Raw genomic sequence first — 23,986 nt, 5'->3', positions numbered from 1 at the left:
GCGTGGCTTGGGTCCCGTGGTTTGCCGACCGGCCACATCCCTTCCCGCGAAGCGCGAAGGCACCACCTTGCTCGGGAGCAGGTTGGTGTCGGGGTCGCCCCGACTCTCGATGCTGGCGCGCCTCTAGCAAGCTCGCTGCGCCGCGGCAAGATGGGCGAGCGCCACCGCTTCGTGCTCCCGCGCAGGCGGGAGCCCAGAGTATCATGCGCTAGCAGCTGTTCTGCTTGGCCCTGGGCTCCTGCCTGCGCAGGAGCACGGTGAAGAAAGCGCGGGGTCGGGTTCGATCAATCGACGAAGGCGCGCTCGATCACGAACTGGCCGGGCGCCGCGTTGGAACCCTCGACGAAGCCCATGCCCTCCAGCATCGCGGCAAAGTCGCGGATCATCGCCATGCTGCCGCACAGCATGATGCGGTCCGTCTCCGGATCCAGCTTCTTCGGGCCCTGCACCGGCTCACCGAACAGCGCGGCGCTCTCGATCAGGTCGTTGATGCGGCCCGTGTTGCGGAACGCTTCGCGGGTCACCGTCGGGATATAGTGGAACTGCGCCTGCGCCTCTTCCGAGACCAGCGGGTCGTCCGCCAGCCGCGACGCCAGCTCGTCATGATAGGCGAGGTCGCTCACCTGGCGCACCGAATGCACCAGGATCACCTGGTCGAACATGGAATAAACGTCCGGGTCGCGCGCCAGGCTCAGGAAAGGCGCCAGGCCGGTGCCGGTCGAGAAGAAGAACAGCCGCTTGCCGCCGGTCAGCGCGTCGGTGACGAGCGTGCCGGTCGGCTTCTTGCCCAGATACACTTCGTCGCCCGGCTGGATCAGCTGGAGCTTGGAGGTGAGGGGACCGTCCTCGACCTTGATCGACAGGAACTCCAGCTCCTCGGCATAATGCGGGCTGGCGATCGAATAGGCGCGCATGATCGGCTTGGTCTCGCCCGGCAGCCCGATCATCACGAACTCGCCAGAACGGAAGCGGAAGCTCGAAGGCCGCTCGACCGCGAACGAGAACAGCCGGTCGTTCCAATGGCGGACCCACAGCACCTTGGCGTTCAGGAACGCCTTGGATTCCGGAATGAGCACGGGTTCGCGGACGTCGGTCATGCACTTCTTCCTTCAGCCGCGTCTGGACAGGCGCGGTTCGTCTTGCCTGGGCTTGTTGCGAGGGCATCGCACTATGGGCTGCACGGCGCCCGGTCAACCAAAGCAAAGCTTGTGCCCCGCGTTGCCGCTGCTTCACCGCGTCCCCATATTGGCGACCTATGGCGATCCAGATCCGCACCAGCCTTGCCGAGCCGGAAACCGGCCCCTCGTTCGTGCCCCACCGGCCGGCACGCCCGCCCAAGGTGGAGGGCGGCAAGCCGTTCAAGCTCGTCTCGGAATATGAAGCCTCGGGCGACCAGCCGACCGCGATCGCGGAACTCGTGGCCGCCGCACAGGCGGGCGAGCGCGACCAGGTGCTTCTGGGTGTCACCGGCTCGGGCAAGACCTTCACCATGGCCAAGACGATCGAGGCGCTCCAGCGTCCGGCCTTGATCCTGGCGCCGAACAAGATCCTGGCCGCGCAGCTCTATGGCGAGTTCAAGAGCTTCTTCCCCGACAACGCGGTCGAGTATTTCGTCAGCTACTACGACTATTACCAGCCCGAGGCGTACGTGCCGCGGTCGGACACCTACATCGAGAAGGAAAGCTCGGTGAACGAGGCGATCGACCGCATGCGCCACTCGGCCACGCGCTCGCTGCTCGAACGCGACGACGTCATCATCGTCGCGTCGGTGTCGTGCCTCTACGGCATCGGCTCGGTCGAGACCTATTCGGCGATGATCTTCGACCTCAAGAAAGGGCAGATGGTCGACCAGCGCGAGATCGTGCGCAAGCTCGTCGCCCTCCAGTACAAGCGCAACGACGCCGCCTTCCAGCGCGGCGCCTTTCGCGTGCGCGGCGACAGCCTGGAGCTGTTTCCGTCGCACTATGAGGACAGCGCCTGGCGCATCACCTTCTTCGGCGACGAGATCGAGGCGATCACCGAATTCGATCCGCTGACCGGCAAGAAGGTCGCCGAACTCAACTCGGTGCGCGTCTACGCCAATTCGCACTATGTCACGCCCGGACCCACGCTCAAGCAGGCGAGCGAGGCGATCAAGCATGAGCTGGCCGAGCGGCTGAAGGAACTCCACATCGAAGGCAAGCTGCTGGAGGCCCAGCGGCTGGAGCAGCGCACCAACTTCGATCTGGAAATGATTGCCGCCACCGGCAGCTGCGCCGGCATCGAGAACTATTCGCGCTTCCTCACCGGTCGTCTTCCCGGCGAGCCGCCGCCCACGCTGTTCGAGTATCTTCCCGAAAATGCGTTGCTGTTCGTGGACGAGAGCCACCAGACCATCGGCCAGGTCAACGGCATGGCCCGCGGCGACCACCGGCGGAAGATCACGCTCGCCGAATATGGCTTCCGCCTGCCGTCGTGCATCGACAATCGGCCACTGCGGTTCAACGAGTGGGACGCGATGCGCCCGCAGACCGTCTGCGTCTCGGCAACCCCGGGCGGCTGGGAGCTGGAGCAGACCGGCGGCGTCTTCTCCGAGCAGGTCATCCGCCCCACCGGCCTCATCGACCCGCCGATCGAGATCAAGCCGGTCGAGGAACAGGTCGACGACCTGATCCACGAAGCCAAGAAGACGGCGCAGGCCGGATATCGCACGCTGGTGACGACCCTCACCAAGCGCATGGCCGAGGACCTGACCGAGTTCATGCACGAGGCGGGTCTGAAGGTCCGCTACATGCACTCCGACGTCGAGACGCTGGAGCGCATCGAGCTGATCCGCGATCTGCGCATGGGCGTCTACGACGTGCTGGTCGGCATCAACCTGCTGCGCGAAGGTCTCGACATCCCCGAATGCGGGCTGGTCGCGATCCTGGACGCCGACAAGGAGGGCTTCTTGCGCTCCGAAACCTCGCTCATCCAGACGATCGGCCGCGCCGCGCGCAACGTCGAAGGCCGCGTGATCCTCTACGCCGATCGCATGACCGGCAGCATGGAGCGCGCGATCGCCGAGACCGATCGCCGCCGCGAAAAGCAAAAGGCGTACAACCTCGAGCACGGCATCACCCCGACCACGATCAAGCGCAACATCGGCGACATCATCGCCCATGTCGCGTCCAAGGATCAGGTCACGGTCGAGATCGACGAGGAACGGCCGCACATGGTCGGCCACAACCTGCGGTCGTACATCGAGAGCCTGGAAAAGAAGATGCGCGAGGCCGCCGCGAACCTGGAGTTCGAGGAAGCCGGGCGTCTGCGCGACGAGATCCGCAGCCTGGAGAACGAGGAACTCGGCCTGCCCGTCGCGGAGCACAAGGCGCCGATGATGGGCCGCTCCAACGAGGGCAAGCCGGGTACGCGCAAGACCCGCTACGGCAAGCAGCAGAAGACCCGCATGAGCCACCGGCGGGCATAGCCGGGCTGCGGCGCGGGAGGGGCGGTGCGCAGGCGACGCGATGGCCGCGCGCCCGCCTTCTCGTCAGAACGTCACGTACAGAGCCGTCATCAGCCCGTGCTCCATGACGTCCGGGTCCTCGTCGTTGAAGCGATACTGGTTCATGTAGCCGAGCTGCGCGCTGAGGTTCTTCGTGACCGGCACGGTCGCGATGGCCCAGTTGCGCATCCGCTCATGTCCCCGGTCCTGGAAGCCGGTGCTGTTGAGGTTGAAGTAGCTTTCGTGCGCCAGACGCAGTTTGACGTCGCGGTAGACGGGCAGGGTATAGGTGATTTCGGGACGAACCCGGTGCCCCGTCTCGCTGTCGTCGCTTCGGAAGCGTTGCTCCAGGCGAACGCGACCCGCCAGCTGACCTGAACCCAGCTTTGCGATCGCGAACCCGATCTGCTGGCGCGGCCGCCATTCGGTGTTCTGAACTTTGCCGTCACGCGGCCGGACCACACGGTTCAGCCCGCCGGTCAAGGTGACCCCCGTCGCGACCTGGGCTGTGAGTGCGGCGAGATACTGGCTTTCGTACAATTCGCCGCTGTCATCGCTGAACCGCTGGTTGGTCTCCAACTCCAGCTTGAGCCCTTCGCGCAACTCGGTGGAGGCGTTCGCCGTCAGCCACAGCTGCGCGTCGTGCTCCTGCGCCACCGCCGGAGTGGCAGTGGCCGCCAACGCAAGCGCCAGGGCAACGGAAAAACGCAATTCGGGCCTCCTGCCGGTCTCGGCACTGCCCCTCTGCGCCCAAAGCGTGTCGCGGACAACGGGGATGAACAGCTGCGGCGCTCGCCGGAGGCGGCCGGTCTCCGAACGGCGCTTGCCTCGGCCGGTGCGGTGCTGCATCCCTGCAACACAGTTGTATTTGGGGGGATCCACTTGCGCGTTCGACTTCTCGCCGCTTCGGCCGCGGCGCTTCTGGCAGGCTGCGCCACGACTCCGCCGCTTGCCTCTTCGCCGCCTTCCGTGGCCGCGCCCGAGGCTGCGCCCGTGGACGCCGCCACGGCCCTCCACGCGCTGTTCAAGCAGAGCGACGAGGACAATCTCCGCCGCAATCCGCTCAACGCGCTGTTCCGCGGCGACATGCGCTATGCCGACCAGCTCGGCGACATGATCAGCGACGCCTATTTCGACGCGGAGCGGGCGGCCGGCGAGCGGGACCTGGCGGCGCTGCGCCGCATCAACCGGGCCGCGCTCTCGCCGACGGACCAGCTCGCCTATGACGTGTTCAAATGGCAGGGCGAACTCGGGCTGCGCGCGCTCAGCCCCGACATCCTGTCGCTGAACGTGGTCCGCCCGATCGACCATTTCACCGGCATCCACACCTTCTATCCCGACCTCGCGTCCGGCCAGAGCGCGGCGCCGTTCAAGACGGTGAAGGATTATCAGGACAGCATCAGCCGTCACCACCGCTATGCCCAGATCCTCGACGCCTCGATCGATCGCTTTCGCCAGGGCATGGCCGCAGGCGTCGTCCAGCCCAAGCTGGTGGTGCGCAACGTGATCGACCAGCTCGACCTGCAACTCGCGCAGGGTGTCGAGGGTTCGACCTTCTACGCACCGCTCAAGGCATTCCCGGCCGGTATCCCTGTCGCCGACCAGGCGCGGCTTCGTACCGAGACCGCCGCGGTGATCCGCGACGAGATCCGCCCGGCCTATCAGCGCCTGCGCGTCTTCCTGGCCAAGGAATATCTGCCGGCTGCCCGCGAGGGCGTCGGCCTCGTCCACATGAAGGGCGGGCCAAAGCTCTACGCCTTCCTGATCGAACAGAACACGACGCTGCCGCTGTCGGCCGACGACGTCCACAAGCTGGGGTTGAGCGAAGTGGCGCGCATCCACCGCGAGATGGAGGCGGTGAAGACCCAGGTTGGCTTCAAGGGCACGCTGCCGGCCTTCTTCGAATTCCTGCGCACCGCTCCCCGCTTCCGTCCCGCCAGCAAGCAGGCGCTGCGCGACGAATATTATGCGATCGGCAAGCGGGTGGACGCCCGCGTGGGCGAGCTCTTCTCGACGCTGCCCAAGACCCCGCTCGAGATCCGCCCGGTGCCCGACTATCGCGAAAAGACCGACGCCGGCGGCTCCTATATGCAGGGCGCGCCGGACGGATCGCGTCCCGGCACCTTCTACTACAACACGTACGACCTGCCCTCCCGCTCCACCTGGGGGCAGGAGACGCTGTACCTGCACGAGGGCGCGCCCGGGCATCACTTCCAGATCAGCCTTGCGCAGGAGAATGCCGAGCTTCCCAATTTCATGCGCTTCGGCGGCAACACCGCCTATGTCGAGGGCTGGGCGCTCTATGCCGAGACGCTGTGGGACGAGCTCGGCATGGAGACCGATCCCTACCAGCGCTTCGGTGGCTTGAACGACGAGATGCTGCGCGCGATGCGGCTGGTCGTCGACAGCGGCATCCATGCCAAGGGTTGGACCCGAGACCAGGCGATCAAGTACATGCTCGACAACAGCTCGATGGGCCGCACCGACGCCACCAGCGAGGTCGAGCGCTACATCGCGATGCCGGGCCAGGCGCTCTCCTACAAGATCGGCCAGCTCAAGATCCTGGAACTGCGCGCCAGGGCCGAGCAGGCGCTGGGTGCGAAGTTCGATCTCAAGGAATTCCACGCGCAGGTGCTGATGACGGGCTCGCTGCCGATGAACATCCTGGAGCAGAAGATCGACCGCTGGATCGCCTCCAAGCGCGGTTGAGGCGAACGTCCCGGCGCGGAATCGGCAACGGCGCTGCCGTGATGCCGCTCCCGCCCGGGACGCGGCCGAGCTAGGAGATCGCGTCGATCCACCCCGGCAGTTCTGCGAGGGTTCGCAGCTGGCAAAAGCGCGGGTGCTCGGCGGGCAGCTGTGCGTGCTCGTGCGACCAGGCGCCCTCCTGCGGGATGAACGCTGCCCAGGCGCCGGCGTCCAGCGCCGGGTTGATGTCGGACCGCAGCGAATCGCCGGCCATCACCGCCTCCTCCGGCGCGACGCCCTCCCGGGCGAACAGCCGCCGGAAGGTGTCCGCCGTCTTGTCGCTGACGATCTCGATCCCGCTGAACCGCTCGCCGAGTCCCGATGCGGCGAGCTTCGCTTCCTGGTGGAGCAGGTCGCCCTTGGTCACCAGCACCAGCCGGCCTCGGTCTGCCAGCTGTTCCAGCGTGTCGGCGATCCCCTCGAACAGCTCGACCGGGTGGGACAGCAACGCGCGTCCCGCCGCCAGGATTTCGGCGATCACCGCCTTGGGCAGCGGGTCGTCGGCCAATTCGATCGCCGTCTCGATCATCGACAGTGTGAAGCCCTTGGCCCCATAGCCATAGAGCTTCAGGTTGCGCGCCTCGCAGGCGTTCAGCCGCTCGCGGGCGATGTCGCGGGCCGCGAACGGCTCGATGAGCGCGAGCAGCGCCGCTTCGGTCGCGTGGAAGTGCCGCATGTTGTGCCACAGCGTGTCGTCGGCATCGAGGCAGATGAGCTTGATCGTCATGGCGTCCGGATAGCGCAACCGGGCCGGCCCACGCCATGCATCGGACGAACGGGGCCAACCGCATCTGCGGCGAACCGCTCGCCGCGCGGAGAAGGGAGGGGTGGTTGAGCCGTCCGCCGGCTTCCCCCATAAGCCGGACATGCGTCGCGTCGTCCTCATCCTGCCCCTGCTGGTCCTGACCCAGTGCGTCCGTCCCTCCGAACCGCCGCCGGCCCCTCCGCCGCCCGCGCCGGTCGCCGCTGCGCCCGTCGCACCGCCGGCGCCGCCGCCGGTGGGGGATTGGCGCGACTGGCCGGTCACCCGCGGCGACTGGCGCTATGCGCAGGACGGGCAGGGCTCGGTTGCCTCCTTCGGCACCCCCGGCGCCGCACCCGTGCTGACGCTTCGCTGTGACCGCGCGCGCCGCCAGGTGACGCTAACCCGCACGGGTGCCGCCGCGCCCGGCGCCGCGCTGACGATCCGCACCTCCAGCACCGCGCGGACCCTTCCGGTGACGGCGGGGGCGGGGACGGTCGCCGCCGCGCTTCCCGCGCAGGACCCGTTGCTCGATGCGATGGGCTTCAGCCGCGGCCGTTTCATCGTGGAGCTGCCCGGCCAGGCGGCATTGGTCGTGCCTGCCTGGGCCGAGGTGCTGCGCCTGACGGAGGATTGCCGCGGGTGATGGGGTGGCGGGCAGGGCTGCTCGCGCTCGCGCTGGCGGGTTGTTCCGACGAGCAGCCCGCACCCGCGCCCAGCCCCACGCAGCAAGCCGCTCCCAAGCCGACGCCCGCGCCCGTCCCGATCGACGTCGGCACGCTTGCGCCGGGCGAGTTGCCCGCGCCCGAGCTGGCCGGTGTCGCACCCGCCTCGGGGCAATGGCACACGGGCAAGGGCAACGCCCGTTTCGTGGACGCGGGCGGCACGGGGGCCTTTGCGCTCCGCTGCGACTCCCCACGCCGCCAGCTCGTCTTCCTGCGCAGCGGCACTGTCGAGGCGGGCACCATGCTGCGGATCGTGACGGGCATGGCCGCGGCCTCCTATCCGGTGGTCGCAAGCGGCCGCAAGGTGGAGGCACACGCCAGCATCGACGATCGCTTCCTCGCCGCGCTGCAGAAGGTGAAGGGTCCGATCGGGGTGTCGCTGGGGGAGGGGCCGGTCCTTGCCGTCCCGGCCGATCCCGCGATCGCTGCGGTGATCCGCGCGTGTCGCGGCCGCTGACCCGGGCAGGCGGAAGAAGGTCGTTGAATCTGCCGCGCATTACAAGACTTGTTTGCAGGGGCGCGGTGTCACACATTCGGGTCGTGATCGCAGCAGCGGTCACGCTCTAGCTCAACTAGCGAAAGGAGGTGATCCGATGTCTCATGGTTCAGCAGTGGGGTCGGTTCAGTTCGTTCGGGAGACGCGCCGCTGAACGGCGGCCCGGTCGCATGACCGGGCGTCGTAACGCGGTTCGCATGGTCTCCCGGGCTGGAGCTTCCGGCCGCTGACCATGCTTGAGGTCGTCGGGCCCCTGCGGGGGCTCGGCGGCCTCTTTCATATCTACGGCGCACGCTTCGAGCGGGACGGGATTACACGCGTCGGGAAAGCCGCTACGGTGCGACCGAAAGGACATCCGCACTTGGACCATTTCGGTATCGCCGAATCCGTTCCCGCCCCTTCTTCCGCCACGACCGTGGTCGAACCGGCGCTGCCCGAAGCGGCGGAGGGCGCCCCCAAGGAAGAGCTGCGCCGCGACCGCCTGCTCGCCGCGCTCACCCTGATCGCGGGGGCCGGCCTGGTCCTCGCCCTGCCGTTCGCCCTGAAAGCGGGGTCGCGCTTCTTCCTGCCGCTCACCGCCGCCATCGTCATCGCGATCGCGCTGGTGCCGCTGCTCGAGTGGCTGGAGCGCCGCCGGCTGCCAGCCCCGCTCGCCGCCTTCGTGTGCGTGCTCCTGTTCCTGGTCGTCGCCAACGGCGCGATCGCCTCGATCGTGCTGCCGGCCTGGGGCTGGGCGGAGATCCTGCCCGAGCGGATCGAGCGCGTGCAGCAGAACATCGCGCCGCTGATCGACTTTTATTCCAACCTGGAGCGGTTCGTGAACGAACTGCTTGCCAACGTCGCGAACACGCCCGTCCGGCAGACCGGCACCACGGCCGAGCGCCCGGCGTCGCTGCTCGATTTCACCGCCAGCACGGCGCCCTCCGCGCTGATCGAGATGTTCTTCGCGATCCTGGTGATCTACTTCTTCCTGGCCGGCTGGACGCGGCTCAGGCGCTCGGCGATCACCAGCCGCACCAGCTTTGGTGGCGCGATGGCGACGGCGCGGGTGATCCAGGACGTGGTCGACTTCACCTCCGCCTATCTGGGCACCATCTCCTTCATCAACCTCACGCTGGGGCTGCTGGTGGCGGGTGCCCTGTGGTTCGTGGGGATGCCGACGCCGCTCATGTGGGGCGGCATCGTCGCCGTGCTCAACTACATTCCCTATTTCGGCCCCATCCTGTCGGCGGCGCTGCTGGCGCTGGGCGGGCTCATGACCTTCACCGACGTCTGGTGGGCGCTGCTGCCGGCCGCGATCATGGTCGGCGCGCATCTGGTGGAGGCGAACGTCGTCACCCCGCTGATCGTCGGCCATCGCCTGACCATCAGCCCGCTCATGATCCTGGTGGCGCTCAGCTTCTGGGGATGGGTCTGGGGGACACCCGGCGCGCTGCTCGCGGTGCCGCTGCTCATCATCATCCAGACGGTCGTGAAGGCGGCCGGCAAGCCCGACATCGCGGGCTTCCTGTTCGAGCACGGCACGCTCGTGAATGACGTCGCACCGCCCGGCACCCCGGTTCAGGCCGGGAACGCGTCGGCCGGCGAAAAACCCGATGGGAAGGCGGTTGACAGGTCCGGGGCCCTCGCTTAGAGGCCGCCTCCTCGCAAGCGAGCGGGTGTAGCTCAGTTGGTTAGAGCGCCGGCCTGTCACGCCGGAGGTCGCGGGTTCGAGCCCCGTCACTCGCGCCATTGCAGCGGTTTCGTAGAGCCGCCGATGGCTGATCCGCCGCTTGCGAAACTCTCCCTGGGACATCGCGACATCGACCTCACAGGCACTCGTCTGCGCGGGCATTGCGGCCTTTCGATACGCCTCCGAAACTTTTTTGCGAAAATCGCGAGATCGGCCAATTCTGGCTTTGACAGGTCCCGATCGCTCGCCTAGAGCCCGCCTCCTCGCAAGCGAGCGGGTGTAGCTCAGTTGGTTAGAGCGCCGGCCTGTCACGCCGGAGGTCGCGGGTTCGAGCCCCGTCACTCGCGCCATTGCAGCGGTCTTGAACCGCCGATGGCAGGATCCGCCGCTTGCGAACACTCCCACATCGACGATTTGCCTGATCCCGCTGACGGCGACTGTCAGAGCCTCACGATCGTACCCCGGCGAAGGCCGGGGCCCAGTTGGGCACGGCTGGGTAGGGCAGCGCGCGATCTCAGGAGACATCGCAACTGGGCTCCGGCCTCCGCCGGGGTACGCGGCTTGCAATCAGCCCGCGCTCAACGCCGCCAGCGCCCCGTCTCCATCCACCGCAGCGCCGGCTTCAGCGGCGCGATCCACGCCACCCCGGCCAAGCCATAGACCAGCATCTGCACGAGCGCGGGCAGGGCGCCGATCCACGGCGACAGGCTCGCGACCGCGACCAGCCAGAACAGGATGAACGCCAGGATACCGAGCATCCCCACGGGTTTGCGCCAGGTCGGTTGCATCAACGTTGCTCCGCCAGGTGCAGCGCCTGCTCTGTCAGGATGGCGTGCAGCGGCACGTCCCAGGGATCGGCGGGAAGCTCGGGCACCTGCTGCACCGACCAGGCGAGCCCCAGCCGCCAGGCCGCGTCATGCTGCACGAACGCGCGGTCGTAGAAGCCGGCGCCCTGGCCCAGCCGGTTGAGCGTCGCATCGAACCCCACCAAGGGCGCCAGGATCACGTCCGGCACCACCACGGGCGCGCTGCGGGACGGCTGGCGCAGCCCCATCGGGCCTGCCTCGATCGCGGTGTCCGCGTCCCAGCGCAGGAACTCCATCGGCGTCGCGCGGTCCGCTACCCAGGCGAGCGCCAGCACGCAGCCAGCCTCTCGTGCCGCGTCGACCAGCGGGGCGGGGTCCGCCTCGCTTCCGACCGGCAGATAGCTTGCGACCACCACGCCCGGCGCCAGCCGCGCGCGCAGCAGCTCCGGCACGGCCAGCCGCGGGCGGTGCTCGGCAAAGAACCCGTCGCGAGCGGCGCGCAGCTGGGCGCGCAGGGCTTTTTTGTCGAGCGTCATCGGGGGGAGCGGGTGGCGGGACCGCCGTGGCCGTTGGCCGCGATATCCACTGACGCCCAGTACGTCAGGTGGGGACCATGTACGTCAGACCAGGATCTGCGCAGGGACAGCCCCCATGGATGATGAATAGCCTCAGGGATAATGAAGGCTCGTACCGGGCAGTGCCCGCCGTGGACCAACTTAGGCGACGTGGCCGTGATCCTCAAGGGCTGCCGCGACGGCTTCCAGCCGTTCGGCGATTTCGTCGAGCAGGTCCTGCGGCAGCTCCGGCTCCTGCACCGGTGCTGCCGGCTCGGGCGCAGGTGCGGCGGGTGGCGTGGCAGGCGTCCGGTCGCGCTCGTCCAGCTCGTCCGCCAGCATCAGCGCGATCAGCAGCAGCGTCCGCTCCGCCGAGGTCCCCGCCGAGGCCCGCATCGCTGCCGGCGCATGCCGCTGCAGCCGCTCGACCAGGGCCAGCAGGTGCGGCTCCTCGCCGTCGCGGCAGGCGACGCTGTGGGAGCGATTCGCGATGGTGAAGCTGACCTGCGCCATCAGTCGTCGCCCTGGCCCGCGATTACCTGGTCCAGCGCGGTGATCGCTTCCGCCATGCTGGCCCGCAGCGCCGCGTGCCGCTGCTCGAGCGATTCGGCCGCAGCCGCACGGGCGCGCGCAGCCGCTTCGATCCGCCGGAGCGCGGCGTCAATGCGGGCGAGGCCTGGGTTCGCTTGGGGCTGGTCCATGGTTCCCGGATAGGAGGGGTGACCGGCCGCCGCAAGCACGGCTCGCCGGTTGACGAAGGCGGGTCGCCGCCCCAAAGGCGGGCATACGCGGTCAAGGGGGACCGCGCCGTCACAAGGATGACTCATGGCCGCCTCGGATACCCTGCTCGCCAACGCGATTCGTGCGCTTGCGATGGATGCGGTGGAGGCCGCCAACTCCGGGCACCCGGGCATGCCGATGGGCATGGCGGACGTGGCGACGGTGCTGTGGACCCGCTACCTCAAGTTCGATGCCGCCGATCCCAAATGGCCGGACCGCGACCGCTTCGTGCTGTCGGCCGGCCATGGCTCGATGCTGATCTATGCACTGCTGCACCTGACCGGCCATGCGCGCCCGACCATCGACGACATCAAGAACTTCCGCCAGCTGCACAGCCCGTGCGCCGGCCACCCCGAAAACTTTGAGCTCCCGGGCATCGAGACCACCACCGGCCCGCTCGGCCAGGGCCTGGCTACCGCCGTCGGCCTCGCGCTCGCCGAGCGCCACCTCAACGCCACCTTTGGCGATGACCTGGTCGACCACCGCACCTGGGTGATCGCCGGTGACGGCTGCCTGATGGAAGGCATCAACCACGAGGCGATCGGCCTTGCCGGCCACCTCGGCCTCGGCCGCATGATCGTGCTGTGGGACGACAACCGCATCACCATCGACGGCGCGGTCGAGCTGTCGTCGAGCGAGGATGTCGCCGCGCGCTATGCCGCGACCGGCTGGCACACCGTCGCCTGCGACGGCCATGACCCCGCCGACATCTGCCGCGCGATCGACGAAGCCATCGCCGATCCGCGTCCGTCGCTGATCGCGTGCCGCACCATCATCGGCAAGGGCGCGCCCGGCAAGGAAGGCACCAGCGCCGTCCACGGCGCAGCGCTCGGCCCCGACATCGTCGCCAAGACGCGCCTCGCCATGGGCTGGGAGCCCGAGGCGTTCGAGGTGCCGGAGGAGATCGCAGAAACCTGGGCCGCCGCCGGCGTCCGCAGCCGCGACGTTCGCCTCGCCTGGGAGGCGCGGTGCGACGCCGATTCGCAAGGCGCGACCTTCCGCCGCCGCATGACCGGCGAGCTGACCGAGGGCTTCACGCTCAAGCCCTACCTCGACGGCCTGCTGGCCAATCCGCAGAAGCTCGCGACCCGCAAGGCGTCGGAACTGGTGCTCGGCACCATCACCGAGCAGCTGCCGGAAACCGTCGGCGGCTCCGCCGATCTCACCGGCTCGAACAACACCAAGACCAAGGCGCTGCAGCCGCTCAACCGCGACGACTATGCCGGCCGCTATGTCTATTACGGCATCCGCGAGTTCGGCATGGCCGCGGCGATGAACGGTTTGGCGCTCCACGGCGGCATCATCCCGTTCGGCGGCACCTTCCTGGTGTTCGCGGACTATGCCCGCCCGGCGATCCGCCTGTCGGCGCTCCAGAACGCGCGCGTCATCTATGTCATGACGCATGATTCCATCGGCCTCGGTGAGGACGGCCCGACCCACCAGCCGATCGAGCACCTCAACAGCCTGCGGCTGATCCCCAACCTCGACGTCTATCGCCCGTGCGACACGATCGAGACGGCCGAGTGCTGGGAATTGTCGCTTCAGGACGCGACCGGCCCGTCGCTGCTCGCGCTGTCGCGCCAGAACCTGCCGCAGCTGCGCACCGACGCCTCGGAGAACCTGTGCGCCAAGGGTGCGTACCGCCTGGTCGCGGCCGAGGCGCCGCGCCGCGTGGTGCTCGTCGCCACCGGCTCCGAGGTCGAACTCGCGGTTTCTGCCCGCGCGCAGCTTGAAGCGCAGGGTATCGGTGCCGATGTGGTGTCCATGCCCTGCTGGTCGCGCTTCGATGCACAGCCTGCCGACTATCGTCGCGATGTGCTACCGGCGGACGCGCTGATCGTCTCGATCGAGGCGGGCACCACCATGGGCTGGGAACGCTACACGGGCCTCGACGGCCTGCGCTTCGGCATCGACCGGTTCGGCGCCTCCGGCCCGGCGCCCAAGCTCTACGAATATTTCGGACTGACCGCGGACGCGATCGCCACCAAGGTTGCGGCTGCGCTCGAGAATTGAGGCTCGCGGCAACGCGGGCATGGACCATCCAAGTGAAAGGATCGGCAACATGACGAAGGTAGCGATCAACGGGTTCGGGCGCATCGGCCGCCTGGTTGCGCGGGCCATTCTGGAGCGCCCGGACTGCGGCCTCGAACTGGTCACCATCAACGACCTGTCGGACGCCAAGTCCAACGCCTGGCTGTTCAGCCGCGACAGCATCCACGGCCGCTATCCGGGTGAAGTCTCGGCCGACGGCAACGACCTCGTGATCGACGGCAAGCGCATCAAGGTGACGGCAGAGCGCGATCCTGCAAACCTGCCGCACGGCGAAAACGGCGTCGAACTGGTGCTCGAGTGCACCGGCTTCTTCACCGATCGCGACAGCGCGCAGAAGCACATCGATGGCGGCGCCAAGAAGGTGCTGATCTCGGCTCCTGGCAAGAACGTCGATCTTACCGTCGTCTATGGCGTCAACCACGACAAGCTGGAGGCCGGCCACACGATCGTCTCCAACGCATCGTGCACCACCAACTGCCTGGCGCCGGTTGCCAAGGTGCTGAACGACTCGATCGGGATCGAGCGTGGCCTGATGACCACGATCCACGCCTACACCAACGACCAGAAGATCCTGGACCAGATCCACAAGGACCTGCGTCGCGCGCGTGCGGCCGCCATGTCGATCATCCCGACGACCACGGGCGCTGCCCGCGCGGTGGGTGAGGTGCTTCCGGAGCTCAAGGGCAAGCTCGACGGTTCGTCGGTGCGCGTGCCGGTGCCGGACGGCAGCCTCGTCGACCTGACCTTCACGCCGAAGCGCGACACGACCAAGGAAGAGGTCAACGCCATCCTGAAGGCGGCGTCGGAAGAGGGCCCGCTCAAGGGCATCCTGGTCTATTCGGACGAGCCGCTCGTCTCGATCGACATCGTCCACACGCCGGCGTCTTCGACCGTCGACAGCCTGGAGACGGCGGTGATCGACGGCAAGCTGGTGCGCGTCGTCAGCTGGTACGACAACGAGTGGGGCTTCTCCAACCGCATGGTCGACACCGCCTGCGCGATGGCCAAGTTCGGCTGATGTCGATGCCCGTCGCGCTGGCGGATGCCGGAGAGGACGGGCAAGCGGGCGCGCGGGTCGGCACGATCGCCGGCATCGCGCGCCACGCCTTTGTACGGGCACCCATGGAGGTGCTCGACCGCGCCGACGTCAGCGTGGAAGCCGGCATCGCCGGCGACCACCGCGGCCGGCGCAAGCCCGGCGGCACCGGCAAGCGCCAGGTGACGCTGATGGAGCGCGGCGACTGGGAAGCGGCCACTGCCGCGGTCGGCCGAGCCCTCCCGTGGCAGGAACGTCGCGCCAACCTGCTGGTCGACGGGTTCGACGTGCCGCAGGTGCCCGGCACGCGGCTGCGCATCGGCGCCGACGTGGTGCTGGAAATCACCTGTGAATGCGACCCGTGCCAGCGCATGGACGCGCTGGTGCCGGGGCTCTTCGAGGCGCTGTTGCCGGACTGGCGCGGCGGGGCCTGCACGCGCGTGCTGGCGGGCGGAACGATCGCCGTGGGCGACACAATCAGGATCGAGACATGACACGCAATTTCAAGACCCTGGACGACATGGGTGACATCGCGGGCAAGCGCGTGCTGGTCCGTGAGGATCTGAACGTGCCGATGGCCGACGGCCACGTCACCGACGCCACCCGTCTGCGCGCGGCGATCTCCACCGTCACCGAACTCGCCGATCGCGGCGCCATCGTGCTGGTGCTCGCCCACTTCGGTCGTCCCAAGGGCGTGCCGAGCCCGGAATTCTCCACCGCCCAGCTGGCGATCCCGTTCGGCCAAGTGCTCGGCCGCCCGGTCCGCTACATCGACTGGGAGGGCGCAGCCGACGCGGTCGCCACGCTCCAGCCGGGCGACATCGCGCTGCTGGAAAACACCCGCTTCTTCGGCGGCGAGGAAAAGAACGATCCCGCCGTGGTCGATCGCCTCGCGGCGCTTGGCGACCTCTACGTCAACGATGCCTTCTCCGCCGCGCACCGCGCCCATGCCTCGACGGCGGGCCTCGCACACAAGCTGCCGGCGTTCGCCGGCCGCCAGATGGAAGCCGAGCTCGACGCGCTCGACAAGGCGCTCGGCAACCCCGAGCATCCGGTCGCGGCGGTCGTGGGCGGCGCCAAGGTCTCGACCAAGCTCGACGTGCTCAAGCATTTGGTCGGGCAGGTCGACCACCTCATCATCGGCGGCGGCATGGCCAACACCTTCCTCGCCGCGCGCGGCGTGAACGTCGGCAAGAGCCTGTGCGAGCACGATCTCACCGGCACCGCCGAGGAAATCTTCGACGCCGCTGACAAGGCCGGCTGCACCATCCACCTGCCGTACGACGTGGTGGTCGCGACCGAATTCCGGCCGAACCCGCCGACGCGCACCGTCAACGTCCACGAGGTCGCCGCCGACGAGATGATCCTCGACGTCGGCCCCGCCGCGGTCGAGGCGCTGGGCGACGTGCTCAAGAACTGCCGCACGCTTGTTTGGAACGGCCCGCTCGGCGCGTTCGAGACGCCGCCGTTCGATGCCGCGACGGTGTCGCTCGCCAAGACGGCCGCCGCGCTCACCAGCGACGGCTCGCTCGTGTCGGTCGCCGGCGGCGGCGACACGGTCGCAGCCCTCAACCAGGCCGGCGCGGCGGGCGCCTTCACCTTCGTCTCCACCGCAGGCGGCGCCTTCCTGGAGTGGATGGAAGGCCGCGAACTCCCCGGCGTCGCCGCCCTGGCGCGCTAACGCGGAACTCGTACCCCGGCGAAGGCCGGGGCCCAGGGTCCCGAACGCCACGTCCCGCGGCTCACATCCCGTATCCCCGCGCAGGCGGGGATCCAGGGCCAAGCAGACCAACGGCGCGTAGCCCTTTGTACCCTGGGCTCCCGCCTCCGCGGGAGCACGGAACACTTCGCGGCGCGCCCGGCCCCTACCGCCCGCCACCCCGCATCGCGATACACGCCGCCGCGCGCATCTCCCGGTCCTCCACCGCCCGCCAGCATCGCGCCAGCTCGGGCCGCGGCGGCATCGCCTGGTACACGCCGCTGCCGACCCCGCGCTCGAACCAGAGCCGCAGATGTTGTGGCGCGATATCAGCCGCTTCGCCGCGACCGTTCGCAGCCCGTTCGAGCAGCGACAGTCCCTGGTCCAGCGTCGCCGCCGGCCGTCGCTCCGGCTGCACTTCGCGATGCCCGGCAACGATCAGATTGCCCGCCTCCAGCGCCACCGTCGCACTCGGCCGCCCGGATCGCTCGATCGCGGTGATTGCCCGCGCATAGTCCGGCGGCTCGGCCGCAAGGGCTTCCTCCACGACCAGGTCGGTCGCGCGCTTGCTCGAATGCCAGTCCGGATCGTCGGCGCTCTGGCTCGAGCATCCCGCCAGCACGACGGCCAGCGCCAGCAGCGGCCGCCTCATGCCAGCGGCAGCAGCGGGGCATAGTCCGCCAGCGTATAGGGCAGGGGGATGCGGCCGCCGTTCGCCAGCGTGAAATAATGCTGGGCGATCATCCCCATCTGCTCCAGCCCATAGGCGGTGAAGGGTTTCCCCGGCTCCAGCCGATAGTCGTAATTGCGCTGGAACGGCCCGCGCACCCACACCCACTGCTTCAGCCCATACCATTGGTAGAGGTGGGTCCCCTCGTGCACGAAGCTCGCCTTGCGCCATAGCGGCACGCCCGGCGCGGCGAAATCGGGAACATGGCTGTCGCCGGGAAAATAGGCATGCCCATTGGGCGCCATCGGCCGGTTGCCCGGAAACACGAACCACCATTTTCGCGGGTGGATGCGCACGCGGGCATAGTCGATGCCCTCGCCGAACACGCCGCGCAGCATGGCTGTCTCGCCGGGGCTCAACGGGCGGTGGCGCGGGGTCGCAGGGGGCCGTTCAGGCATCCCGGACATACGCGTCGAGCCCGAGTTTGTTGCACCGCGACGAAGTGAGCGCTCCCATGGCCGGGCTGCCCTTGTGGGGCCGGCGGTGCCCGCCTAACGAAGTCAGGCAAGCGGTAACAGCCGCAGCGAACCAGCAGCATGGGAGACCTCCAGAATGACGCCGATCGTCAGAGAAATTCTCGCGAACTACGAGTCCGACAATCCCGGCGTGAAGGCGAACCTCGCCCGCATCCTGATGCAGGGTCGGCTGGGCGGCACCGGCAAGCTGGTCATCCTGCCCGTCGACCAGGGCTTCGAGCACGGCCCTGCGCGCAGCTTCGCGGTCAACGAGCCGGCATACGACCCGCACTACCACTTCCAGCTCGCGATCGACGCCGGCCTCTCGGCCTATGCGGCGCCGCTCGGCATGCTGGAGGCGGGCGCCGGCACCTTCGCCGGGCAGATCCCGACCATCCTGAAGGTCAACTCCTCCAACAGCTGGGCGACCGGCATCAACCAGGCGGTGACCGGCGGCGTCGACGACGCGCTCCGCCTCGGCTGCTCGGCGATCGGCTTCACCATCTATCCGGGCGCCGACGACGTGTTCGACATGATGGAGGAGATCCGCGAGCTTTCGGCCCAGGCCAAGTCGGTCGGCATCGCCACCGTGATCTGGTCCTATCCACGTGGCGGCACCCTGTCGAAGGAAGGTGAACTGGCGCTCGACGTGGGCGCCTATGCGGCGCACATGGCGGCGCTGCTCGGCGCGCACATCATCAAGGTGAAGCTGCCGACCGACCATATCGAGCAGAAGGAAGCCAAGAAGGTCTATGAGGGCTTCGACGCTTCCACCCAGGCCAAGCGCGTTGCCCATGTCGTGAAGAGCTGCTTCAACGGCCGCCGCATCGTCGTCTTCTCGGGCGGCGCCGCCAAGGGTGCCGACGCCGTCTACCAGGACGCACGCGACATCCGCGACGGCGGCGGCAACGGCTCGATCATTGGCCGCAACACCTTCCAGCGTCCGCGCGACGAGGCGCTGGCGATGCTCGACAAGATCATCGGCATCTATCAGGGTCAGGACTGATGGAGCGGCGCCCGCTGCTGGCCGGGCTCGCGCTCGCGCTGGTCGGCGGGCGCCTTCTCAACGGAGAGGTGGCGATGGCAGGCACGACCGCAGGTTTCGGCATGATCGGCAAGATCAAGGCAAGGCCCGGCACCCGCGCCGAGCTCGTCGCCATCCTCGCCAGCGGCACCGACGCGATGCCGGGCTGCCTGGCGTATCTGATCGCCGAGGATGCGGGCGATCCGGACGCGATCTGGATCACCGAACTCTGGGACGCCAAGGAAAGCCACACTGCCTCGCTGAAGCTCCCGGCCGTCCGGGACGCGATCGCCAAGGGTCGCCCCCTGATCGCCGGCTTCGACCTCAGCGCCGAGACCCGCCCGGTCCCCGGCAGCTTCCTCGCCGGCGCCTGACGGTACCCGTACCCGCACCGGTACCCCGGCGAAGGCCGGGGCCCAGTTGGGAAACCTCTCCGCATCTCGCGAGCCGCCCCCAACTAGGCGCCGGCCTCCGCCGGGGTACCAAGGGGTGATGTTTACCGCCTGCCGGCTACCGCCCGGCCTGTCGCAGCATCGCCTTCAACGTCAGCGCATCATGAATGGCATGCGCCTCGGCATCATTGTTGAAATACGCCCACACTTCGCGCCCGGCGCCCGCCTGCGCCATCATCCAGTCCGTCCAGCGCAGCAGCGCCTCGTCTGAATAGCGCCCCCAGTATTTCCCCTCGCCACCATGAAAGCGCACATAGGCGACCAGCCCGACCGCCAGGTCCGGGCTGTCGGACCCGGGCATGTCGTGCGCACAGAAACTCGCCCCGTATCGCTCCAGCAGCGCGAACACCCGGTCGTCGTACCAGCTCTTCTCCCGGAATTCGAAGACGTTGACGACGTCTTTTGGCGCGAGTTCTAGGAACGCCTCCAGTCGCTCCAGGTTGAGCTTGAACCGCGGTGGCAGCTGGTACAGCACCGGCCCGAGCGTCTCCCCCAGATGCCGGAACGCCGGCATCATCCGCGCCATCGGCTCCTCGCAATCCTTCAGCTTCTTGGCCTGGGTCAGGAAGCGATTGGCCTTTACCGCATAGCGAAAGCCCGGCGGCGCCTGTGCCGCCCAGCCGTCGAACGTTTCGGGTTTCGGCAGCCGGTAGAAGCTGTTGTTGATCTCCACCGTCTCGAAATGCTCGGCATAGAAGGCGAACCAGCGCTTGACCGCCAGCTTCTCGGGGTAGAAGCGGCCACGCCAATGCGGGTAGATCCAACCGGAACACCCCACCCGAACTGCCGCAAACCCGGAGCTTTCCATGCACGATCCCGAAGATGACCTCGAAGCCGACAACGCGCTGGAAGGCTTCGCGGATCAATTCGAGGCCCACAATCGCCGGCCGGCTACCCAGCTCTACCTCATCTCGCCGCTCGACGTGTCGGGCACCTTCCCGGACCGGCTCGCCCGCGCGCTCGATGCAGGTCCGGTCGCAGCCTTCCAGTTCCGCGTGAAGGACATGGACCAGCACGCCGCCGCGCGCCTCGCCGAACCGCTCCAGCGCCTCTGCGCCGATCGCGAAGTCGCGTTCATCGTCAACGACAGCGTCAGCCTCGCCAAGCGGCTGGGGGCGGACGGCGTCCATCTCGGCCAGGAGGACGGCGACCCGCGCGAGGCCCGCGCCGCGCTCGGCCCGTCGGTGCAGATCGGCGTGACCTGCCACGACAGCCGCCACCTGGCGATGGGGGCGGGGGAGGCGGGAGCCGACTATGTCGCCTTCGGCAGCTTCTATCCTACCACCACCAAGGAAGTCCGCCACCGCGCGGAGCCGGCGATCCTGTCCTGGTGGACGACGCTGTTCGAGCTGCCCTGCGTCGCGATCGGCGGCATCACGCCGGACAATGCGCAGCCGCTGATCGACGCCGGCGCCGATTTCCTGGCGGTAAGCGGCTCGGTCTGGAACGGCGACGAAGCCGCCGCCGTCCGCGCCTTCACCGAACTGCTCGCCAAGGGGAAGACGCGCTAGGCTTCACGTTCCCGTGCTCCTGCGAAGGCAGGAGCCCAGGGTCCCAAGCACCGCACGTCGTTGCTCTGCCTGGCCCCGGATTCCTGCCTGCGCAGGAATACGGGTGTGACCAAAGGACGGCGGCCCCTGTTTCGCAGAAGTTCCGCCTGCGCGGGGATACGCCGGGAGTGGGGGGGGGGGGCGGCACAACCCTCCTGTACCCCGGCGAAGGCCGGGGCCCAGTTGGGAAGGCGCCCGTGAAACTCGCGACACCGCCGCCGCGGGATACCACCGCCCCCTCGAACGTTCTCCACCCGAAACATCCTCGGAGCGCGCGATGGGTCGGACAGCAATCGGCGGCACCACCAACCGGCGGGCACGCCAGCCATGAACCGCCTCGGCTGGTCGATCCTGCTGCTGCTGGTGCTCGCGGGCGGCGCGTTCATCCTGATGCTGTCGCCCGGCAGCACCCCACCGCCACCCGGCGTGGCATCCGCTCCCGCGGCCGCGCCGCCCGCCGCGCGGCTGCGTCCCAACGCCGCCGGCCTCATCGTCCCCGTTGCCGGCATCGCGCCCGATCAGCTCGTCGACACGTGGGACCAGAGCCGCGACGGCGGCGCGCGCGAGCACCAGGCGATCGACATCATGGCGCCCCGCGGCACGCCCGTGCTCGCCGCCCGCGGGGGCCGCATCGAGAAGCTGTTCGACAGCGCCGCTGGCGGTCACACCATCTACATCCGCACCGCCGATGGCGCGCACGTCGACTATTACGCGCACCTCGACGCCTATGCCCCCGGCTTGCAGGAAGGGCAGCTGGTGCGCCGGGGGCAGGGGATCGGCACCGTCGGCTCCACCGGCAACGCCAGCCCGGACGGTCCCCACCTCCACTTCGCGGTGAAGCACATGGCGCCGGGCGAGCGCTGGCACCAGGGCACGCCGCTCAACCCCTATCCGCTGCTTGCCGGAACCGGTGGCGGCGGCTAAAGCCGCGCGCATCGTGGCCCGGGCGACTTGCGTCGCCGGCCCTTGGCTCTTTCCACCACAGGTTCCAGCATGAAGATCAGCGGCGTCGACATCCGTCCCGGCAACATCATCGAATATGAAGGCGGCATCTGGCGTGCGGTGAAGATCCAGCACACCCAGCCTGGCAAGGGCGGCGCCTACATGCAGGTGGAACTCAAGAACCTGCGCGACGGCCGCAAGAACAACGTCCGCTTCCGCTCGGCAGAGACGGTGGAGCGCGTGCGCCTCGACACCAAGGACTTCCAGTTCCTGTACCCGGAAGGCGACATGCTCGTCTTCATGGACAAGGAAACCTATGACCAGGTTTCGCTCCCGCGCGACCTCCTGGGCGACGCAGCCGCCTTCCTTCAGGATGGCATGGACGTCGTGATGGAACTCTACGACGAGGAAGCGATCAGCGTTCAGCTGCCCGATACGATCGAAGCCACGATCGTCGAGGCGGACGCGGTGGTGAAGGGGCAGACCGCCTCGTCGTCCTACAAGCCGGCCGTGCTGGACAATGGCGTGCGCGTCATGGTGCCGCCGCACATCGCCAGCGGAACCCGCATCGTGGTTGACGTGTACGAGCAGACCTACGTCCGCCGCGCGGACTGAGCAACGAGAGTAACGCGTATGAAGCTTCTCCTCCCCCTCGCGGCCGCGGCCGCCCTGGTCCTGAGCCCCGGCGCCTCGGCGCAAAAGGCGAAGAGCGGTGCCAAGCCCGCGGCTGCCAAGCCTGCCGCCGGCCAGCCCTCCCGCGAGGAGGTGGAGAACGCTTCCAAGACGCTTGCTGCGATGATCGGCGGGCTCCAGTCGGACAAGGTGCCCGAACAGGTGAAGAGCGCGCTCTTCGCCTGCATCTATCGCGCGCCGCTGGCCGAGATCAGCCTGCGCACGACCGAGATGCTCAACAAGAACAAGGACAAGCTGAACGCGTCCAACACGACCGATCGCCTCTCGGCGGTCGCGGCCGTGTGCGGCGTGCGCGAAGCGCCTCCCGGCGCCGCGCCGGCTGCCAAGAAGCCCCAGGGACGCTAAACATCATGGTTGCACATTCCGGCCTCTTCACGGTCATGGAGCGCGCCGCGCGCAAGGCGGGGCCCCGCCTGCGTCGCGACTTCGGCGAGGTCCAGAACCTCCAGGTCAGCCGCAAGGGCCCGGCCGATTTCGTCTCGGTCGCCGACAAGCGCGCCGAACAGACGCTGGTCGAGGAACTGCGCAAGGCGCGTCCCGACTGGGGCTTCCTGTTGGAAGAAGGCGGCAAGATCGAAGGCGATCCCACCAAGCCGCGCTGGATCATCGATCCGCTCGACGGCACCAGCAACTTCCTCCACGGCATCCCGCACTTCGCGATTTCGATCGCGGTCGAGGAGCCGAACGGCGCCGGCGGCCAGCCGGAAATCACCACCGCGCTCGTCTATCAGCCGATCACGGACGAGAGCTTCTGGGCCGAAAAGGGCCGGGGCGCCTGGCACCAGGACCAGCGGCTGCGCGTCTCGGCACGCCGCGACCTGACCGAGTCGCTGATCGCGACCGGCATTCCCTTCATGGGCCACGGCAATTTCGCCGAGTGGAGCCGCATCTTCGGTGCGGTCGCACCCGAGGTCGCCGGCATCCGCCGCTTCGGTTCCGCCGCGCTCGACCTGGCCTGGGTCGCTGCCGGCCGCTTCGACGGCTATTGGGAATCCGGCCTCCAGCCCTGGGACATCGCCGCCGGCATCCTGCTGGTGCGTGAGGCCGGCGGCTTCGTGACCGACTTCAAGGGTGCTGACCGCGCCTTCATCAAGCGCGAAGTGCTGGCCGCCAACGACGCGCTTCACTCGCGCCTTCACAAGCTGGTCGCAGGCGCCCTGCGCTGACCGGATCGCGGCGGAACCTCGTGCGTTCCGCCGCCTCCTCGCGGCCCCTGTGCGATTCGTCCCGCCGTCCGGTTGCAGGGCAGGCTGACGCCGCGTTTCGTTACAAATCTTGTCCCGCTCCGCACCGTCCGCGCCGCTTGGCCGCGGGCGGCGCCGCGCGTGGCCGCGGCAAGCGGGTTCCAGCGCATAGCAGAGCCT

The 23,986-nt window shown here is 68.4% G+C and carries 26 protein-coding genes, 2 tRNA genes and 1 riboswitch; of the genes, 18 read left to right on the top strand and 10 right to left on the bottom strand.

Going from position 1 to position 23,986, the window contains the following annotated elements; all coding sequences use genetic code 11:
• Window positions 1-7: 7 nt before the first annotated feature.
• A riboswitch (SAM-I-IV-variant riboswitch) is annotated at window positions 8-118 on the bottom strand.
• 166 nt (window positions 119-284) lie between these two features.
• Window positions 285-1,097 carry a ferredoxin--NADP reductase gene (locus tag EDF69_RS11470; RefSeq protein ID WP_132881973.1) on the bottom strand — a complete coding sequence of 271 codons (813 nt, stop codon included), beginning with the start codon at window positions 1,095-1,097 and terminating at the stop codon, window positions 285-287.
• 158 nt (window positions 1,098-1,255) lie between these two features.
• On the opposite strand from EDF69_RS11470, the gene uvrB reads away from it, so the two are divergent.
• On the top strand, window positions 1,256-3,448 hold the full coding sequence (gene uvrB / locus EDF69_RS11465) for an excinuclease ABC subunit UvrB (RefSeq protein ID WP_132881974.1): 2,193 nt from the start codon (window positions 1,256-1,258) through the stop codon (window positions 3,446-3,448).
• Window positions 3,449-3,511: 63 nt separating this feature from the next.
• On the opposite strand, the gene EDF69_RS11460 is transcribed toward uvrB, so the two are convergent.
• Window positions 3,512-4,315, bottom strand: coding sequence for a DUF2490 domain-containing protein (locus tag EDF69_RS11460; protein ID WP_132881975.1), 804 nt, complete (start codon window positions 4,313-4,315; stop codon window positions 3,512-3,514).
• 33 nt (window positions 4,316-4,348) lie between these two features.
• Here EDF69_RS11460 and EDF69_RS11455 point away from each other — a divergent pair, with 33 nt between their 5' ends.
• A complete protein-coding gene (locus EDF69_RS11455; RefSeq protein WP_132881976.1) occupies window positions 4,349-6,175 on the top strand; it encodes a DUF885 domain-containing protein in 1,827 nt (608 codons plus the stop codon).
• Window positions 6,176-6,245: 70 nt separating this feature from the next.
• Here the strand turns inward: EDF69_RS11455 and EDF69_RS11450 are convergent, their stop codons facing one another.
• Entirely contained in the window at window positions 6,246-6,941 is a 696-nt protein-coding gene (locus EDF69_RS11450) for an HAD family hydrolase (RefSeq protein WP_132881977.1), read from the bottom strand.
• Window positions 6,942-7,080: 139 nt separating this feature from the next.
• Here EDF69_RS11450 and EDF69_RS11445 point away from each other — a divergent pair, with 139 nt between their 5' ends.
• From EDF69_RS11445 to EDF69_RS11425, 5 genes are all read left to right on the top strand, one after another.
• A complete protein-coding gene (locus EDF69_RS11445) occupies window positions 7,081-7,602 on the top strand; it encodes a hypothetical protein (RefSeq protein ID WP_125960151.1) in 522 nt (173 codons plus the stop codon).
• Window positions 7,602-8,138: a hypothetical protein gene (locus EDF69_RS11440; protein WP_132881978.1), complete on the top strand. Its 537-nt coding sequence runs from the start codon at window positions 7,602-7,604 to the stop codon at window positions 8,136-8,138. The genes EDF69_RS11445 and EDF69_RS11440 overlap by 1 nt, the downstream gene beginning before the upstream one ends.
• A 454-nt stretch (window positions 8,139-8,592) precedes the next feature.
• Window positions 8,593-9,810 (top strand): AI-2E family transporter, encoded by a 1,218-nt coding sequence (locus tag EDF69_RS11435; RefSeq protein WP_339538759.1) that lies wholly within the window; start codon window positions 8,593-8,595, stop codon window positions 9,808-9,810.
• Window positions 9,811-9,831: 21 nt separating this feature from the next.
• Window positions 9,832-9,908, top strand: a tRNA-Asp gene (locus EDF69_RS11430).
• A gap of 214 nt (window positions 9,909-10,122) precedes the next feature.
• Window positions 10,123-10,199 (top strand) — tRNA-Asp (locus EDF69_RS11425).
• 228 nt (window positions 10,200-10,427) lie between these two features.
• On the opposite strand, the gene EDF69_RS11420 is transcribed toward EDF69_RS11425, so the two are convergent.
• The 4 genes from EDF69_RS11420 to EDF69_RS11405 form a co-directional block, all read right to left on the bottom strand.
• A complete protein-coding gene (locus EDF69_RS11420; RefSeq protein ID WP_132881980.1) occupies window positions 10,428-10,637 on the bottom strand; it encodes a DUF2842 domain-containing protein in 210 nt (69 codons plus the stop codon).
• Window positions 10,637-11,191 (bottom strand): 5-formyltetrahydrofolate cyclo-ligase, encoded by a 555-nt coding sequence (locus EDF69_RS11415; protein WP_132881981.1) that lies wholly within the window; start codon window positions 11,189-11,191, stop codon window positions 10,637-10,639. Before EDF69_RS11415 ends, EDF69_RS11420 begins: the two co-directional genes overlap by 1 nt.
• Before the next feature lie 180 nt (window positions 11,192-11,371).
• Window positions 11,372-11,722: a cell division protein ZapA gene (locus tag EDF69_RS11410; protein WP_132881982.1), complete on the bottom strand. Its 351-nt coding sequence runs from the start codon at window positions 11,720-11,722 to the stop codon at window positions 11,372-11,374.
• A complete protein-coding gene (locus EDF69_RS11405) occupies window positions 11,722-11,910 on the bottom strand; it encodes a hypothetical protein (protein WP_132881983.1) in 189 nt (62 codons plus the stop codon). Before EDF69_RS11405 ends, EDF69_RS11410 begins: the two co-directional genes overlap by 1 nt.
• 124 nt (window positions 11,911-12,034) lie before the next feature.
• Here EDF69_RS11405 and tkt point away from each other — a divergent pair, with 124 nt between their 5' ends.
• Genes tkt through EDF69_RS11385 form a run of 4 tightly spaced genes read left to right on the top strand, consistent with a single transcriptional unit; the run spans window position 12,035 to window position 16,758 of the window.
• Window positions 12,035-14,002 (top strand): transketolase, encoded by a 1,968-nt coding sequence (tkt, locus tag EDF69_RS11400; RefSeq protein WP_132881984.1) that lies wholly within the window; start codon window positions 12,035-12,037, stop codon window positions 14,000-14,002.
• Between the two features lie 49 nt (window positions 14,003-14,051).
• On the top strand, window positions 14,052-15,059 hold the full coding sequence (gene gap / locus EDF69_RS11395) for a type I glyceraldehyde-3-phosphate dehydrogenase (protein WP_132881985.1): 1,008 nt from the start codon (window positions 14,052-14,054) through the stop codon (window positions 15,057-15,059).
• Window positions 15,060-15,064: 5 nt separating this feature from the next.
• Window positions 15,065-15,571 (top strand): MOSC domain-containing protein, encoded by a 507-nt coding sequence (locus EDF69_RS11390; protein ID WP_132882065.1) that lies wholly within the window; start codon window positions 15,065-15,067, stop codon window positions 15,569-15,571.
• Window positions 15,568-16,758, top strand: a complete 1,191-nt coding sequence (locus EDF69_RS11385; protein WP_132881986.1) for a phosphoglycerate kinase — start codon at window positions 15,568-15,570, stop codon at window positions 16,756-16,758. Before EDF69_RS11390 ends, EDF69_RS11385 begins: the two co-directional genes overlap by 4 nt.
• Before the next feature lie 184 nt (window positions 16,759-16,942).
• Here EDF69_RS11385 and EDF69_RS11380 read toward each other — a convergent pair whose 3' ends face one another.
• Together EDF69_RS11380 and EDF69_RS11375 are read right to left on the bottom strand one after the other, a co-directional pair.
• Complete coding sequence (locus tag EDF69_RS11380) at window positions 16,943-17,428, bottom strand: hypothetical protein (RefSeq protein WP_132881987.1); 486 nt, start codon at window positions 17,426-17,428, stop codon at window positions 16,943-16,945.
• Entirely contained in the window at window positions 17,425-17,904 is a 480-nt protein-coding gene (locus EDF69_RS11375) for a vgr related protein (RefSeq protein ID WP_165889946.1), read from the bottom strand. Before EDF69_RS11375 ends, EDF69_RS11380 begins: the two co-directional genes overlap by 4 nt.
• A gap of 154 nt (window positions 17,905-18,058) precedes the next feature.
• Here EDF69_RS11375 and EDF69_RS11370 point away from each other — a divergent pair, with 154 nt between their 5' ends.
• Together EDF69_RS11370 and EDF69_RS11365 are read left to right on the top strand one after the other, a co-directional pair.
• Entirely contained in the window at window positions 18,059-18,967 is a 909-nt protein-coding gene (locus tag EDF69_RS11370) for a class I fructose-bisphosphate aldolase (RefSeq protein ID WP_132881989.1), read from the top strand.
• Window positions 18,967-19,359 (top strand): putative quinol monooxygenase, encoded by a 393-nt coding sequence (locus tag EDF69_RS11365; protein WP_132881990.1) that lies wholly within the window; start codon window positions 18,967-18,969, stop codon window positions 19,357-19,359. Before EDF69_RS11370 ends, EDF69_RS11365 begins: the two co-directional genes overlap by 1 nt.
• Before the next feature lie 136 nt (window positions 19,360-19,495).
• Here EDF69_RS11365 and EDF69_RS11360 read toward each other — a convergent pair whose 3' ends face one another.
• Window positions 19,496-20,215, bottom strand: a complete 720-nt coding sequence (locus EDF69_RS11360) for a DUF72 domain-containing protein (protein ID WP_339538341.1) — start codon at window positions 20,213-20,215, stop codon at window positions 19,496-19,498.
• Window positions 20,216-20,243: 28 nt separating this feature from the next.
• Between EDF69_RS11360 and thiE the strand changes: the two genes are divergently transcribed.
• The 5 genes from thiE to EDF69_RS11335 all read left to right on the top strand — a co-directional run bounded on the left by thiE (window position 20,244) and on the right by EDF69_RS11335 (window position 23,788).
• A complete protein-coding gene (gene thiE / locus EDF69_RS11355) occupies window positions 20,244-20,948 on the top strand; it encodes a thiamine phosphate synthase (RefSeq protein WP_132881992.1) in 705 nt (234 codons plus the stop codon).
• Between the two features lie 366 nt (window positions 20,949-21,314).
• Window positions 21,315-21,911, top strand: a complete 597-nt coding sequence (locus EDF69_RS11350; RefSeq protein WP_132881993.1) for a M23 family metallopeptidase — start codon at window positions 21,315-21,317, stop codon at window positions 21,909-21,911.
• 69 nt (window positions 21,912-21,980) lie between these two features.
• Window positions 21,981-22,544 carry an elongation factor P gene (efp, locus tag EDF69_RS11345; protein WP_125960050.1) on the top strand — a complete coding sequence of 188 codons (564 nt, stop codon included), beginning with the start codon at window positions 21,981-21,983 and terminating at the stop codon, window positions 22,542-22,544.
• A gap of 18 nt (window positions 22,545-22,562) precedes the next feature.
• The gene (locus EDF69_RS11340) at window positions 22,563-22,967 is read left to right on the top strand and encodes a hypothetical protein (protein WP_132881994.1); all 405 of its coding nucleotides are present in this window, start codon (window positions 22,563-22,565) and stop codon (window positions 22,965-22,967) included.
• Between the two features lie 5 nt (window positions 22,968-22,972).
• Window positions 22,973-23,788: an inositol monophosphatase family protein gene (locus EDF69_RS11335; protein ID WP_125960048.1), complete on the top strand. Its 816-nt coding sequence runs from the start codon at window positions 22,973-22,975 to the stop codon at window positions 23,786-23,788.
• Window positions 23,789-23,986: the final 198 nt, after the last annotated feature.

The sequence above is a fragment of the Sphingomonas sp. JUb134 genome, from assembly GCF_004341505.2.
In the GTDB taxonomy this organism is placed as follows: Bacteria; Pseudomonadota; Alphaproteobacteria; order Sphingomonadales; family Sphingomonadaceae; genus Sphingomonas.
This window is presented reverse-complemented; position numbering and strand designations above follow the sequence as displayed.